The sequence below is a fragment of the Bacillus sp. 3a genome, assembly GCF_017161885.1.
GTDB classification, from domain to species: domain Bacteria; phylum Bacillota; class Bacilli; order Bacillales; family Bacillaceae; genus Bacillus; species Bacillus safensis.
Map to the genome: position 1 here is coordinate 2,795,311 of NZ_CP067376.1, position 14,836 is coordinate 2,810,146.

20 protein-coding genes are annotated in these 14,836 nt (G+C 40.2%); 3 read left to right on the forward strand and 17 right to left on the reverse strand.

The window, feature by feature from the left end; translation table 11 throughout:
* Window positions 1-6: 6 nt before the first annotated feature.
* Window positions 7-633, reverse strand: coding sequence for a YknW family membrane protein (gene yknW / locus JJ692_RS14170; protein WP_073205018.1), 627 nt, complete (start codon window positions 631-633; stop codon window positions 7-9).
* Between the two features lie 519 nt (window positions 634-1,152).
* On the opposite strand from yknW, the gene JJ692_RS14175 reads away from it, so the two are divergent.
* Window positions 1,153-1,530, forward strand: coding sequence for a Rok-like winged helix domain-containing protein (locus JJ692_RS14175; RefSeq protein ID WP_024424734.1), 378 nt, complete (start codon window positions 1,153-1,155; stop codon window positions 1,528-1,530).
* A 47-nt stretch (window positions 1,531-1,577) separates the two neighbouring features.
* On the opposite strand, the gene moaD is transcribed toward JJ692_RS14175, so the two are convergent.
* The 6 genes from moaD to JJ692_RS14205 are packed head-to-tail and all read right to left on the reverse strand — an operon-like array spanning window position 1,578 to window position 5,713.
* Entirely contained in the window at window positions 1,578-1,811 is a 234-nt protein-coding gene (moaD, locus tag JJ692_RS14180) for a molybdopterin converting factor subunit 1 (protein ID WP_024424733.1), read from the reverse strand.
* Window positions 1,804-2,295 carry a molybdenum cofactor biosynthesis protein MoaE gene (locus JJ692_RS14185; protein WP_073205015.1) on the reverse strand — a complete coding sequence of 164 codons (492 nt, stop codon included), beginning with the start codon at window positions 2,293-2,295 and terminating at the stop codon, window positions 1,804-1,806. Before JJ692_RS14185 ends, moaD begins: the two co-directional genes overlap by 8 nt.
* A complete protein-coding gene (mobB, locus tag JJ692_RS14190) occupies window positions 2,292-2,816 on the reverse strand; it encodes a molybdopterin-guanine dinucleotide biosynthesis protein B (protein WP_073208298.1) in 525 nt (174 codons plus the stop codon). Before mobB ends, JJ692_RS14185 begins: the two co-directional genes overlap by 4 nt.
* A complete protein-coding gene (locus tag JJ692_RS14195; protein ID WP_073205013.1) occupies window positions 2,798-4,075 on the reverse strand; it encodes a molybdopterin molybdotransferase MoeA in 1,278 nt (425 codons plus the stop codon). Before JJ692_RS14195 ends, mobB begins: the two co-directional genes overlap by 19 nt.
* Window positions 4,076-4,084: 9 nt before the next feature.
* Window positions 4,085-5,101 (reverse strand): ThiF family adenylyltransferase, encoded by a 1,017-nt coding sequence (locus tag JJ692_RS14200; protein ID WP_206533890.1) that lies wholly within the window; start codon window positions 5,099-5,101, stop codon window positions 4,085-4,087.
* Between the two features lie 30 nt (window positions 5,102-5,131).
* Window positions 5,132-5,713, reverse strand: a complete 582-nt coding sequence (locus tag JJ692_RS14205) for a molybdenum cofactor guanylyltransferase (protein ID WP_206533891.1) — start codon at window positions 5,711-5,713, stop codon at window positions 5,132-5,134.
* 85 nt (window positions 5,714-5,798) lie between these two features.
* Here JJ692_RS14205 and JJ692_RS14210 point away from each other — a divergent pair, with 85 nt between their 5' ends.
* Window positions 5,799-6,716, forward strand: coding sequence for a coiled-coil domain-containing protein (locus JJ692_RS14210; RefSeq protein ID WP_206533892.1), 918 nt, complete (start codon window positions 5,799-5,801; stop codon window positions 6,714-6,716).
* 47 nt (window positions 6,717-6,763) lie between these two features.
* Here JJ692_RS14210 and rok read toward each other — a convergent pair whose 3' ends face one another.
* The 3 genes from rok to ahpA form a co-directional block, all read right to left on the reverse strand.
* Window positions 6,764-7,336, reverse strand: coding sequence for a transcriptional regulator Rok (gene rok / locus JJ692_RS14215; protein WP_024426871.1), 573 nt, complete (start codon window positions 7,334-7,336; stop codon window positions 6,764-6,766).
* Between the two features lie 469 nt (window positions 7,337-7,805).
* Window positions 7,806-8,264, reverse strand: a complete 459-nt coding sequence (locus tag JJ692_RS14220) for a TlpA family protein disulfide reductase (protein ID WP_024424727.1) — start codon at window positions 8,262-8,264, stop codon at window positions 7,806-7,808.
* An 82-nt stretch (window positions 8,265-8,346) separates the two neighbouring features.
* Window positions 8,347-8,889 carry a biofilm-specific peroxidase AhpA gene (gene ahpA / locus JJ692_RS14225; RefSeq protein ID WP_003211758.1) on the reverse strand — a complete coding sequence of 181 codons (543 nt, stop codon included), beginning with the start codon at window positions 8,887-8,889 and terminating at the stop codon, window positions 8,347-8,349.
* Window positions 8,890-9,160: 271 nt separating this feature from the next.
* Here ahpA and JJ692_RS14230 point away from each other — a divergent pair, with 271 nt between their 5' ends.
* Window positions 9,161-9,970, forward strand: coding sequence for a mechanosensitive ion channel family protein (locus tag JJ692_RS14230; protein ID WP_024424726.1), 810 nt, complete (start codon window positions 9,161-9,163; stop codon window positions 9,968-9,970).
* Window positions 9,971-9,992: 22 nt separating this feature from the next.
* Here JJ692_RS14230 and JJ692_RS14235 read toward each other — a convergent pair whose 3' ends face one another.
* From JJ692_RS14235 to JJ692_RS14265, 7 genes are all read right to left on the reverse strand, one after another.
* Window positions 9,993-10,235, reverse strand: coding sequence for a YkuS family protein (locus JJ692_RS14235; protein WP_024424725.1), 243 nt, complete (start codon window positions 10,233-10,235; stop codon window positions 9,993-9,995).
* Window positions 10,236-10,285: 50 nt separating this feature from the next.
* Window positions 10,286-11,416 carry an N-acetyldiaminopimelate deacetylase gene (locus tag JJ692_RS14240; RefSeq protein ID WP_151863012.1) on the reverse strand — a complete coding sequence of 377 codons (1,131 nt, stop codon included), beginning with the start codon at window positions 11,414-11,416 and terminating at the stop codon, window positions 10,286-10,288.
* Between the two features lie 82 nt (window positions 11,417-11,498).
* Window positions 11,499-12,209: a 2,3,4,5-tetrahydropyridine-2,6-dicarboxylate N-acetyltransferase gene (gene dapD / locus JJ692_RS14245; RefSeq protein ID WP_008347987.1), complete on the reverse strand. Its 711-nt coding sequence runs from the start codon at window positions 12,207-12,209 to the stop codon at window positions 11,499-11,501.
* Window positions 12,210-12,318: 109 nt separating this feature from the next.
* Window positions 12,319-12,744 (reverse strand): flavodoxin, encoded by a 426-nt coding sequence (locus JJ692_RS14250; RefSeq protein WP_029706705.1) that lies wholly within the window; start codon window positions 12,742-12,744, stop codon window positions 12,319-12,321.
* A gap of 49 nt (window positions 12,745-12,793) precedes the next feature.
* Window positions 12,794-13,687 (reverse strand): hypothetical protein, encoded by an 894-nt coding sequence (locus JJ692_RS14255; RefSeq protein ID WP_024426867.1) that lies wholly within the window; start codon window positions 13,685-13,687, stop codon window positions 12,794-12,796.
* Complete coding sequence (locus tag JJ692_RS14260) at window positions 13,677-14,153, reverse strand: flavodoxin (protein ID WP_024426866.1); 477 nt, start codon at window positions 14,151-14,153, stop codon at window positions 13,677-13,679. Before JJ692_RS14260 ends, JJ692_RS14255 begins: the two co-directional genes overlap by 11 nt.
* 184 nt (window positions 14,154-14,337) lie before the next feature.
* The gene (locus JJ692_RS14265) at window positions 14,338-14,760 is read right to left on the reverse strand and encodes a DUF4275 family protein (RefSeq protein WP_206533893.1); all 423 of its coding nucleotides are present in this window, start codon (window positions 14,758-14,760) and stop codon (window positions 14,338-14,340) included.
* Window positions 14,761-14,836: the final 76 nt, after the last annotated feature.

Here is a 14,836-nt window from a genome sequence, read left to right on the forward strand (position 1 = left end):
AACCTTCTACCCCCAGCTTACTGATATGTTAATTGTTGTTCCTATATATTGAAAAATTAACGATAAGATATAAAAAACGCCTATAATCACCCAAGAAATTCTCGGTGATATACGCCCAACTCGAATGAATAAAAAGCCTGTTAAAACAAGATTCCAGATCACAAAAAGATCGATATTGGCTAACACCGCCTGCCATGGACCAGAAATTCGAATGAGCGCGTTTAACGAGGTAACCGTGATGTCTTTTGGAACATGAAAAAGGATGACTGCCAAATGAGAAATAATCGTTCCAATGATCGTAACGGGCGTAATGAACAGGACCGCTGAAAACAGCTGCCGAAATGATGCATCACCTTTCGCTAAAAATACGATGAACTTATATATAGCTGCATTGATGACAATGCCAAATACCAGGCCAATGAGCGTCACCACATAAACAACAGGTACCGGCAAACTTAAATCTGCCCACATTCCCTTATTTACGTGCTCAGACAAATAAGTCACAACGACTGTTAAAATAAGCACACAAGATAAAGGCCACCAAACAACTGGATGTTCCCATACTCTTTTCAGGTGCTCTGATGGTCTTGTGCTCACTCCAATGATCGTAGGTTTTTGCATGTTTTCTTTCATCAAATCTCATCCTCTCTATGTCAAGCAAGTATGCAAACGCACAAGACGCTCTTTTTCTTTCTATTTTATCAAAAGATTGCCAATAAGTGATCAATCATTTAATTTTCTTATTTTCGTTGAGAAAAAATTTTATCTATTATTCTATTTTCACGAATGAAATCCTTCAAATGACCTCATGATCCGACCATATTCATATCAAGAATCGTGCTTTTACTGACTTAAAAACATTTTATTAAGTAAACAATATGTCTTTCGGAATAAATATCCTTTTCTTTTGGATTCGCATGGTCTTACATAGACACAACAATTTTTTTTTGTTAAAATAATCCTAGTAATTTCGGCAAATCCCGGCTTTATAGGACTATGAATGGTTTCTTTTACAGAACAAATAAGTCTTTAGTATCAATACTTTCATATTAAAAAATTAAAAATAAAGGGATTTTACTTGATCAAAAGTTATTTTTTCATATAATGTAAAATAGAGGTAGGTTAAATGATAGTGGAAATGGAGTCAAGTGAATGTTAAGAGAAAAATTGAAAATGCAATTGATTTTACTGTATGAAAAGGAACAAGAAGCATGGCAATACTTTCGAAAGGAAAGAGAATCGATTTATCATGAGCTCAAATTACTTGATATGAAAGAAAGCAGACCTTCTAACGACAAAATATACTACGCTGCAAGATGTGTAGATATTATTAAAGAGAAAAAGGGAAGCATTGTGAGCACAAAAGAATTAAAGGAACAGCTTCAAGCTCAAACAGATTTCAATGTGAGACGAATCAGCGAATTGTATGATCTCATTCAGCAGCTCGATCCTCACATTTCTAAAGCAAGAAGGGGATGTTTTATTTACGAAGATCACACCCAAGCACCTCTACAAACTTTTCACACATAAAAAATTGGTTACAGCCGGGTGGCCATAACCAAATCCTCTAATATCTATTATCCACCACTTACAGGAGGAATGAGTGCAACAGTGTCCCCGCTACGCACTTCAGCATTTCCCCTCGTATATATTTCGTTGACTGCAACCATTACATTTTGTGCAGCATCAACACCATATACCTCCTGTAATTCTATTTTAATCTCATCAACCGTTGTTTGATCTTTTTGAATGATGATTTGTTGTTTACCGGCCTTCTCAGCAAGGCCGGCGAACAATAACACATTAATCATGCTGATCACCTTCTTTCTCTGCAAGTTGAAGATGCCTAGGTTTACCTTCTGGATATGAAACCGTTTCAAGCTGATCACCTATCCAGGCCTCTCCATCTTCCCAATATTCTTTTTTCCAAATAGGAACGATTTCCTTGATTCGTTCAATAGCATATTCATTGGCTTCGTAGGCAGCCTTCCTATGAGGAGACGAAACGGCGATCGCAACAGCAATATCGGTTATCTCAAGTGTTCCAATCCGGTGCACAATCGCTGCTTCAGTGTCAGGCCACCGATTCTTCATTTCTTGTCCAATCTGCCTTAGCATGTTTTCCGCCATTGGTATGTATGCTTCGTAGGTTAAACGCAATGTTTTCTTGCCGTTTGTCCATTCTCTGACCGTCCCGATAAACGTTGTAATGGCTCCTGCCTTTCGTCTTGTCACATGCTGAATCAATTCGTTTACCTCAATCGGCGTTTTTGTTATTTTAAAAAGTTCGCTCAAAACGTGCCGCCTCCCTTCAATAAGTGAAAAGCAAATGTCATCCCGCGCTTATCAAAAGCTGAAAACACAGGAAACGGGTAATTTTCGGTTAATGGATCCTCTTGAGAAAAATAAATAGCTGCTTGTATATTAGAAAGAGTTGAAAGGTCAATAAGCTCCTCTTCATTCTTGACACAAACGATTTTGCGATAAGGCGCCTGTTTGTACCCCTCTATGAGAACAGCGTCTAACGGAAGATGCTGACACATGTTGAGCAGCTGCTCTAACGTGATGTGCTGCATCGAAAAGTGAAATTCACCCTCTCCTTCCACACCTGCGGCATATGCACCTGCCTGAATATATCGATCAGTATCTTTTTCTTTGAAAAGAAGATCTGGTGTCCCGCCATGTCCATGGTGTTTAAAGCAGCCTAGCTTCAGCCCTTCACATTCAGCCAGCTGACAGAGCTTTTCGATCAACGTGGTCTTGCCGCTATTTTGATAACCGACCACCTGTAATATGCTTAATTTGTCATCCAGCATGGAGACCCACCGCCTTTGTGCTGAAACAGCAGAACATCAACTTGATCACCTGCTTGAAAACCTCTTGTTCCCCCAGGCAGCACGATGAAACAGTCAGCCTCTGCAATAGAGGTCACTGCACTTGATTTATCAAGACCTGTTGGAGTCACACTGATCTGACTGCCAGTGAATTGAAGGGCCGCCCTGACAAAACGAGTGAACGGATTGGCTTTTGGAAAATCATGTGTGAGTTTCGCCTCAGCGAAGCCGGGAAACGGATTTTCTTTCCTATACCATTTATAAATGATCGGTTTCACAAATAATTCAAAGCCCACAAAACAGGCAGCAGGGTTTCCGGACAGCCCAAACAGCAATTGACCATTCGGCATTGCAGCCACAGTCGTCACACTTCCAGGTCTCATGGCTACTTTATTAAACAAGACCTTGGCTCCCAGCTTTTCATAAATGGCAGGCAGAAAGTCAAAATCGCCCACTGACACACCGCCTGTTGTGATCAGAATGTCTACCTTGCTCATGGCTGCTTTTACTGCATGATAACTTTTGTCAAAATCATCGGAGACTCTGCCTAAATCAAGCGGCTCAGCTCCGGCCTCAAGTACTTGAGCATAGACCATACTAAGATTACTATTTCTAATCTTGCCGTCCACCATGGCATCACTTACTTGAAGAAGCTCTGTGCCTGTTGAGATAATGCCAATCACCGGTTTTTTGACAACTGGCACTACCGAATATCCGAATGTCGCCAATAGAGCCGTGACGCCAGGAGTGACATCTGTTCCTTTTCTGACCATCACGTTTCCTTTAAGTACCTCTTCTCCTTGACGAGAAATATTGTCTCCCTTTTTCAGCGGTCTTTTCAGTGACATGAATGATTTGCCGCCTTTTTCAAAAGGCTTCGTCAGTTCAATCATGATAACGACATTTGCGCCATTTGGAATTTTTGCTCCTGTCATAATACGAATGGCCTGAAAGGGACCGATAGTTTTTGCTGAGACCATTCCTGCACCAATATGATCAATGACCTCGAATTCAACTGGATGCGCACTTGACGCTTCTTTTGTATCTTCTGCCCGAAGTGCAAAGCCATCATACGGAGAACGATCAAAAGCCGGAACATCATGGTCTGCCAAAATATCTTCTGCAATAAACCGTCCAAGGCTGTCTTTTAAAGGGACCCATTCTATTTCTCCATGTTTTTCGTATTGGTGGACTTTCTTTATGGCCTCTTCTACTGGTATTGGCTGCCGTCTTTCCATCACACATCACTCCTATATCCCTAGCAGTCTTGCTAGTAATGAATTGGCTTCTTTTTCATCATTTGTTCCATGGATTAATGCACGTCCCCCTTTGAAACAGACCATTCGGTAGTTTTCGTAGCGTACATGGATTAAGAAGTCGTTTACTTCCACCTCACATATAGATGAGAGCCGCTCTTTTATATGCTGAAATGATAGTTTTGCTAAATCCTTCGATACAATTTGAACGGTGTCACGTCCGCAAAGGACCGTCGATTTTTTACGCTGATCATGTAAATAAGGATAGGTTCTTGCCGTGCCGCAAGTTGGACAGGTCTTCTCTTTAGTGCGAGATAAATCCATTTTAAATGATGTAGACTGCCAAAGATCAAACGTGACAAATTTCCGCTCGATTTGCTCTTCATGACCTGTTAAATATTTGAGTGCCTCTGTTTGCTGATAAGCAGAAACCATTTGAACGGCAGGTGAAATAATCCCCGCTGTATCACACGTCAAGCCGCCAACAGGCATTGCCGTGAACACACATGATAAACATGGCGTTTTATCCGGCAATATGGTCATATACATCCCCTGACTGCTCACACAAGCGCCATATATCCACGGCGTCTTCGTTTCTAGTGATAAATCATTCATCACCATTCTTGTCTCAAAATTATCTGTTGCATCAATGACGATATCTGCTCTCTGGAATAACAGCCTTAACAGCTCCGCCCCTGCATCTTCAATCAGGGCGTGTATCGTTACTTCATGATTGATCTGCTCGAGACGTTTTTTTGCCGCTGCTGCTTTTGGCACATGTGCGTTTGCATCATGTTCCGTGTACAGCTGCTGCCGCTGTAAATTTGAAAATTCCACATAATCACGATCGACAATCGTAAGCGTACCGATGCCAGACCGAACAAGCCCTTCCGCAGAGGCGGTACCAAGAGCACCGGCTCCAACGATCAGAACATGACTTTCAGCCAGCGCATGCTGTCCTTTTTCCCCAACCGGAGGGAACAAGATTTGTCTTGAATATCGGTCATTCAATGCTGTTCTCTCCTCACCGTTTTTTATGTATCATATCATACCGTTTTCAGGTAAATCGCTTCTTTTATTGATATTACGAAATTCATTTAATGTCACGTTCAGTTCTTCCTCTGAAACGATACGCACTTGAAGCTTTTGAAGCAAGTCCTTGACGGCAAATTGATTCTCTTTTAAACACGCGCGAATAAAAGGCAGAGAGCGGCGGTGATAAAGCGCAAACAAAGGCTGTAATCTGCCCTGAACAAGCGGGATAATGGCATCTGCGTGCTCGCTGCAATAGGACGATAATACTTTCGCCGTTTCCTTCCGTATGAAAGGCATGTCACATGCCGTTACTAAATACCATTCTGCCTCTTGCTTTTGCATCGCCGTATATATGCCGGCAAGCGGTCCGCATCCGCGCACCTCTTCATCATCTAACCACACACTTTGTTCACCTCTTGCTTTGAAAAAAGGAAGAAGCGACGGATGGCTGATGATAACCGTCTGCCCTTCTAAAAGCTGCTCTTTCACATGCTCATATAATGCTTTCCCTTGATATATATGACTTGCCTTTGGCTCTCCAAAGCGTCTGGAAGCGCCTCCAGCTAAAATGACATTCACTACGTGCATCCTCTAAGTCCTCCTTTGATATGGTTGTTCTAATCGCACTCCTTTCGCATACTTTATTGGTAACATGAATAAGGAGGGTCTATCGATGAACAGGCGCCATGCTTCTCCCCTATTCCATGATTTATCTCAAGAGAATTTATACTTAAAAGCTGAAACTGCCAAATATCAACAAATGATCTCTGATTTACAGTCCTCATATACGTATTCTAAAAATAAGAAGTTAACTCAAGAATATCATGAGATGAAAAAGGATTTCACGCAATTAAAACAACAATTGGATGAAATGACCAATGATCAACACGATGCTGCCTCAAAAATACAGGAACTCTCCTACAGCAAATCAGAATTATTACATAAAATTGTTCTTCTCCATGAGATGCTGCAAAAGGAAACCTATCATAGAAGAAAAGAAACCGAAGAAAAACACAGGCTGCATTTGAAAGTTGTCAAATATAAGGAAATCTCTCAACAATTAAATGAGCGGATAGAGGATCAAGATAAACAGCTTGCAAAAGAGGAGAAAAAAGGAAATACTTTATCCGCAGTGATTGAGAAGCTGCAGCAAACATTGAGCGATAAAAATGCAGAGTTTCATGTATTACAGGAAGGCGTCAAACACCTTCAAGAGCGTTTTTATGAAACACAAGAGAAATTGCTGCAAATAGAAAAAGCAAAAGAAGCGATTTTTTACGAAACGCTCACAAGCTATCAAAAACAGTTAGCAGAAAGCGAAGAATGGATCGCCTCTCATTTTGCTGATATTGACCAGTCAGCAAAAACAAATGCACAGCCATTCTCACGAGACCGCATCCTGCAAACGACAGAAGAAATCGAACCGATCTTGAAGAAACTCAACGAACAAGTTCAAACACTTCAGGAACACGTCGATGCAGTGCAGCGTAATGGTGAAGTCATGACAGTCAAAATCGACAGCTTCAAAAAACAGCGTGATCACCTGCCCAAGGAACGCAAAATTGTCTATACAGTTGATCAAAAGAAGTAATTCTCGAAATAAAAAACTGCTGGCTTTTACGCCCAGCAGTTTTTTATTTATTCGTCTTCTGTTTGAATGTCGCCTTCTAAAATATACTGTCCGCGATAAGGCTTCTTCACTTCAGGGTACATTTTAATTAAGCTTTGCATAAACGTTGTCATATTTGGGATTTCAAGACCGCTCTCTTTTTCGATCTCTTTTTGAAGTTCTGAGCTTTTAATCGCTGCATTATGACGTTTTAACGTTTTAATCGCAGCTTCACGAAGCTTCGCTGCCTTAGAGCCAGGACGAGCTGTGCCTCTTCTTCGTCTTGTCGATCCTTCAGGAATACCTACAGGTGCACCGTTTAGCTGTCCTGTTCCTAAAGATGATGATTGTGGTTGTGCCGGCTGCTGGTAGCTTCTCATTTCTTGCGCAGCAAGCTCAGCTAATACAGGCAGTGAATCCGTCTTTCTCTCTGTACGTACTTCTTTTTTTGTATCTGACACTAGACCTGTTCCTTGACGGTCTAATTCTCTTAATTTTGCATAAATCGCATCTCGCTCAATTTGATATTCACGGATGACCTTTACTTCTGCCTCGTTTAATTGTTCCAATCGTAAACGTAACGCTTCCCTCTCATTAAACAATGGATTTCCCCCTCATCATATAAAAAATATTCTATAGTAAATATTAGATTAGAAAACTAATTTTATCAACTATTTTTTTATCATTTTACAGTTTGCTAACAGATAGGTATTTTCAACTAAAATTTTGCCAAAGAGGAAAAATCGGCACCCATTTCATTGCCACTATAGGCTTTTGACAAACCTTAAAATATTGTAAAAAAATTGAATAAACGCTTATACTACTTGATTTATATAGTTATTTACCTAACTGAAATTTCTTTTGTGCAAAAACGTTCTGAATAGTAAAAAGTTAAAATCTTTACATTTTCATTTCAAAACAAAAATGTAAATAGGTCGTTATACCTTTTGTTTCAGGGATATTTTTTAATAAACTCCCTCATTTTCTCTTTTCTTAGGAATAACAAACTCGTCCAGTGCAATACGCCGCCTGTTTTTACCCATGAAAAAACCCCCATTTATGGGGGAAAGCCTATTCTGCAGCCTTTTCAGACTCAGAAAGCACTCGATTGACACGTTTTTCAAGCATTTTCATTCCGCTTCCGCCGGCTTGGAAGTGGCGCAAAGCACCTGTTTTATCAAATACATAATATGCCGGTACATATTCGTTTTCAAAGGCTTCTGTTAAGTGATGATCACTGTCCACAAAGATTGGCTGCGTGATTTCATGCTCTTTCGCAACTTCTTTGATTTTTTCTAGATCTAGGTCATCCTCTGAACGAGGCATATGAACTGCCACAACGTTTAGTTGATCCTTGTATTCATCACGGAATTGATTGACTTGAGGCATTGCCTCTTTACAAAGATGACAGCTGACTGACCAGAAATGAATCAATGTTGGTTTGTCACCAATCAAATCTTCTTTTGTTACTTCTCCATTTAACCATTCTTTTGCACCAGTTAGTTCTGGCATTGGTTGACGTAATTTCATTATGAAGCGCCTCCATCCATTGTATGTGTCGAAACAAAAAGGTCTAACATTAGTTAGACCCTCCTGTTTCTTCAGCTATCAATTAAAGTGTTTTTTGACCAGGTTTCCAGTTCGCTGGGCAAAGTCCACCAGTTTGTAATGCTTGAAGAACACGTAATGTCTCATCTACATCACGACCGATGTTGTTGTGGAATACTGTTTGGTATTGAAGTTCGCCTTCTGGGTTAATGATGAATAAACCGCGAAGAGCAATTCCTTCTTCTTCAATTAAAACGCCGTATTCTCTAGATACTGTGTGGTTAGTATCAGCAGCTAACGGGTATTTTAATTCACCTAGACCATTATCTTTACGGTCTGTATTGATCCAAGCAAGATGCGTGTGGATTGTATCAGTAGATACACCAATGATTTCTGCATCTAAATCTTCGAACTCATCATAACGATCGCTCATTGCTGTAATTTCAGTTGGGCAAACAAATGTGAAATCCATTGGATAGAAGAAAAGAACTGTCCATTTGTCATTCTTCATGTTTTCCTCTAAACTTACTTTACCAAATTCCTTGTTAGCAAGTACTGCTTCCATTTCAAAACGTGGAGCTTGTTTTCCTACAAAACGCTCTGCCATATGTAAATCCCTCCAAAAAATAATATCTTTATACAGTCTTCTTAGCTGTATATAAAATGAGAATCAAAACTTAAAATTCTCATTTAGTTAATAACTTCACAATTACAATTATAATACTTATGCGATTTTTAGTCAATATTAATTAATAATAAATTTAATTAACGATTTGTCACAATTCCTGCTCTACTTATCAAAAGTTTAACATGACTTGCATAAGGGAACAAATGATTAGCTTCTCTTTTAGAGCATACATAGAAAGGTTTTGAAGATTATGAGAGCATTTCAACAAGTAGATTGGGTTTCCATTATCCTCAATAGCAGTATGATTTTGCTAAAACTAGTCGCCATTTTTGCCATTTACTTTATCATCAGAGCCATAGGAAACAAGATGATTAAGCGCGCCTATTCAACATTCGCTGAAAAGCATGAAGTCTCTTTATCAAGAGCTCAGACACTGCAAAGTTTGACGTTAAATATTTTCGCCTACTTATTGATTTTTATTCTAGTTGTGATGATCCTCGACTTATTTCATTATAACCCGACCGCTTTGCTGGCAGGTGCGGGCGTTGTGGGACTTGCGATTGGTTTTGGCGCTCAAGGTTTAGTGAGTGATATTGTGACCGGATTCTTTATATTATTGGAAAAACAATTTGATGTAGGAGAATATATAACGGTCGCTGGCTTTGATGGGATTGTTGAACAAATTGGCCTAAGAACCACGCAGCTTCGAAGCTTTGACGGCACCCTTCATTTCATTCCAAATCGCAGCATACTGAATGTGAGCAATCATTCAAGAGGAACTATGCAGGCACTCGTTGATATTGAGCTGTCACCGGATGAAAATGTGGATCAGATGATCACAGCCCTTCAAGCTGCCTGTGATGAGGTGCGAGAGGAAACTCCGCAAATTATCGAAGGTCCTCAAGTTGTCGGCGTAGAGGCGTTCGGTTCTTCTTCACTTGTGCTGCGCATCATAGCGAAAACTGAAACAATGGAGCAATGGCGAGTGGAACGAATCTTGCGCAAAAAAATGAAAGAAGTACTCGATATAGAAAAAGAGCAAAAAGAACCGGGATCATAATCTACCGGTTCTTTTTCTTGTTTTATTGAACACGCTGTTCTACTTCTTGACAAATTTCATCAGCCGTCATACCTGATGCTGTAATAACAGATGCCTTTGTTGTTGTGTCTGAAATGCCAAGAACATTTGAATCTAGTCCTGTGACGACATAACAGTCACACTGATCCATTTGCTGTTCATTTTGAATACGTACGACATCATACCCTTTTTGCTTCAATAGTTCTTCTACATCGGATAAAGATTGTTCTACACCAATTCTTGTCATAATCAAGAACACCTCCTGTTCATAAGGTGTACAGGAGGCAGCTCGATTATTCATTCGCCAGCTTGCTTTTTAAAATAAGCCGTCATGACTTTCACAGCTGTTTCAATCGCGTTTTCATCAGGCTGGAGCTTTGCATGGTGCAGGCCGTATTCTGAATCGACCCCTAACCAAAACATGAAGCCGGGATACTTTTTCAGCATGTACCCAAAATCTTCTCCTGTCATGGCTTCTCTGCATTCAATCACATTTGCTAGCCCTTCTTCGGCTACATATGACATAAATTCCTCAGTCAAATCCTTTGAATTGTCCACTTCGTAATAAGATGAAGGGTATCGAACGGTTGCCTTGCATTCGTAGCCAATTTCAATGCCTTTTGCCAATGCTTCAATTCTCTTTCTCACCTTGTCCATAGACTCTGGGGATAGTGTGCGAATGGTACCGTCAAGCTTTGCATGCTGCGCAATAATATTTTGAGCCGTTCCACCGGTAATTGTACCGACTGTAATGACCGCACTATCAAGGGGGTCGACATTACGCGAAATGACCGATTGCAGCTGACCTACAAGTGCACTTGCAGCAACAACCATATCATTGGCTAAATGAGGATATGCAGCGTGTCCGCCTTTTCCTTCAAGCTCAATCACAAGCTCACTCGTATTGGCAAATAACAAACCAGACTTCGTAGCAATTGTTCCAACAGGATATTCAGGTGCGATATGCAGCGCTGTAATAAAATCTGGCGTCCATTTTTTCAATACATCACTTGTAAGCATCGGTTCAGCTCCGCCTGGACCTTCTTCTGCCGGCTGGAAGATAAATAATACGTCTTCTTTGATCGGTTCATGGACGAAATGATCAATGATACCAAGTGCAATGGTCATATGAAGGTCATGTCCACATGCATGCATCTTTCCTTCATGCACAGATTCAAATGGATACCCTGTTTCCTCAGGAATAGACAGACCGTCCATGTCTGCACGATAAGCAAATACGCGCGTTGGATTTGTTCCCTTCACTTTCACAAAAAGCCCAGTTCGCCACGTTTCAATCTCAACTCGATCTTTTGAATAGATATTAAGGTGCTGAATGAGATACGCTTGTGTTTTAAATTCTTGGAAACCAAGCTCAGGGATTTGGTGTAAATCTCTTCGAATGGATATTAATTGCTCACGATTTAACAAGTGAACTCACTTCCTTTCTTCTATACGAATAAGACGTGGATATCTCATCCACGTCTTTGTCTTCAGCTGCGAATTATATGAATTAAAGCTGACGCAGTTCTTGTTTGATTTCAGTCTTACCTTTTGTTTTCTCATCAATGTCTTTGATTTTCTTAGCAGGTGTACCTGCTACAACTGTGTAAGGCTCTACATCGTTTACAACGATTGCACCAGCAGCTACTACTGCACCTTTACCAATTGTCACGCCTTCTAGAACAACAGCGTTCGCACCGATGACAACGTCATCTTCTACAACAACTGGTTTAGCAGACGGCGGCTCAATGACACCTGCAAGAACAGATCCAGCACCGATATGACAGTTCTTACCTACTGTCGCACGGCCTCCAAGCACCACGTTCATGTCAATCATCGTACCTTCGCCGATCACAGAACCGATATTAATAGAAGCACCCATCATAATGACTGCATTATCACCGATTTCAACTTGGTCACGAATGATTGCCCCTGGCTCAATACGGGCTTTAATGTTTTTCAAATCTAACATCGGAATTGCAGAGTTGCGGCGGTCATTTTCCACGACAACATCTTCAATTTTATCTTTGTTAGATGCTAGCGCTTCTTGAATTTCGCTCCACTCACCGAAAACAACTCCAGTGTTTCCTGTGATGAATGTTTTTGCATGTTCACCAAACTCAATACCTTCTAAGTCACCTTTGATATAGACTTTGACAGGTGTTGATTTTGTACTATTTTGAATAAATGAAATAATTTCATTAGCGTCCATTTGTTTCATGTATGTATGTCCTCCTCTTAATTTATACTTCATTACTGTACCAAAGGAGTGTTTTAATGACAAGTGAAAGAGTCCTCTCCGCAATGGAAAATAAAACAAGCGGGACCGATTATCCCGCTTCTTGCTGGTGAAGCTGAACAAATTGTCTGCCAAAAGATATTAATTCGTCTTCTTCCTCCCCTTCTGGATTCAGCTCAATCTTAACTGAGGGCAGGACAATGTCACCGCCAAGCTCCTTCACTTTTTCTTCAATTAGGTCAACAGCTCCGCAAAAATGTTCGTAAGATGTATCGCCAGAACCAAATACTGCAAATGCTTTTCCCGTTAAATCAAGCTCTTCCATTTCTTCATATAAATCAATAAAATCATCCGGAAGATCGCCATCTCCCCAAGTATACGCACCTAACATAATGTGCGAGTAATCATTGAGCAGCTCGGCATCAATATCCATCGCTTCATGCCGGTCTACGCTGGCTCCTGCTTCCGTTATACCTTTTTCAATTAAATCTGCCATCGCTTCTGTATTTCCAGACATCGTGGCATATACCAATAAAACCTTTTCTGTCACTTTTTCTTCCTCCTTATCAATGAATCAATGCAGGCTCCTCATATGGCCTGACAAACTTACTTTCATATAAACCCGCACAGAAAAAATTTTCGTTTTGATTGGCTACACGAAAACCATGTCCTTTGATCGTATCAAACCATTTGAGCTCTTTTTGCTCAATATCAAGCTGATACACTTTAGAAAATCCGTGTTCGTCTTGTGAGGTGGTCACATACACAATGCCATTATCCTCTGACACATCCAAAAATGACTCTTCTCTAGCAAAGGCCTGTGATTGAATATCATGCAGAATATTTGTATGTAAATCTAAAATTTGAACAGATCCTTTTTTGCCTTTTTTTGAACCTAACGCACAAACAAGAAGATGTTCATGACAGAGCAGCATAGAAGCCGTCATGCGGTGCTCCTCTCTGTTTAGAAGAAAAATATGTTCTCTTTGCAAGTCATACACCCATATTCCTCCGTGAACCTCATGAATCTGTGTTCCAATATAAAGATGGTCACCTGCAGCACATAAAGAACGAATGACCGGCGGATGATTCACATGAGCAAATGGCTTCATAATTTCCCAGGAAATTCCGAAATCATTTGACACATAGATACTATGTTTTCCATGCGCACATACAAACCCATCTTTGCGTCCTGTAATAGACCAAACGACTGCATTTGTTGGAAATGAAGATAACGCCCATGTGTTGCCTTCATCTCCTGATCTAATTACTGTGCCATTTTCACCAACACCGAATAAATAAGGGCCAATATAGCTGATCGCATGGATTTTATGCTTGAGCTTAAACAGCTGCTGCCATCCGCTCTCCACACTATAGTGAAAAATACCTTCACGTTTTACAGCAACAAAGTATCCACCGCTTTTAGATGCTGCAACGGCTGTTGCTCCTTTATGAAACATGATTTTCAACTCGTTTCTCAGATAAAGCAGCCCACGTTAAAAAGCTCGCAGCAAATTCCTGACAGCACGCCACATCTTCATCTGTATCTGGTGCAAGCTCCATTTTTAATGTTTCAGGAAAAACAGATGCACCCGTTGATTTCAGCATGTCATGGAATGTATGGACAGCCTCGCAAAACTTCGGATAGCTGTAATCACCCGATCCAAAGACAGCTGCTTTGATGTGGCTAAGTTCAAGAGTAGAGACCTCTTCATAAAAATCCTCTGCTTCATAAGGCAAATCTCCATCACCCCATGTATAAGAACCAATGAATACGTAATCGTATGAGGAAAGGTCTTCTGCATTCGTATCATCAAATTCCATCATTTCTGTATCGATCCCTTTTCCTTCAAGTGTTTGCTTTAAGATCGCTGCCATATCTTCCGTATTTCCAGACATACTCGCAAATGCAATTAGTGCTTTCATCTATCGGTCACCTCATCTAAATGATAATCATTTTCAATTATTATATGTACACTTTAAATGATAATGATTTTCATTGTCAAATGTTTTATGAAAAGACATTGATCAAGATCAGCATAACCAAATAAAAAACCCGCTCATTCCAACTGGAAGGCGGTTTTTTTATTTCGAAAGGATCATAGCTTGATCATTCGATCGTTTCATCTATTTGAATAAAATATGGACCATAGTCCGTTTCATGCGTCATCACAAATGTCCATTTTTCATTCCAATCCATCACATACATATCGTTATAATCCATATCATCAGATTGATATGGTAAATCATTAATTGAAAGTGAGCTGGCATTTTCAAACAGATACGCCTCGTTCACAAATTGATAAAAAACAGTACATTTGTACTTTGGTTGTTTAAGAAATGCGTCAATCGCTTCATCTTTTTCAAGGCATGTAACCATTCCTGAGCTACATAAATGCCATAGAAAGTCATCTATTGCCGCCTCTTTTTGTTCCTTGATTGACAAATGACGAGCAAAACGTTCACGCCATCTCGCGCGTAAATCATGTCCCCATTTCGGTTTGTTGATTTTGATCAACTGTTTGTTTCTCATTTGTGAAATCGCTCCTCAAATAGTGTATGAAGTCGAAGGTCTTAAAAAAAAGCACCTTCTTTCTTCCAAGAAGGCA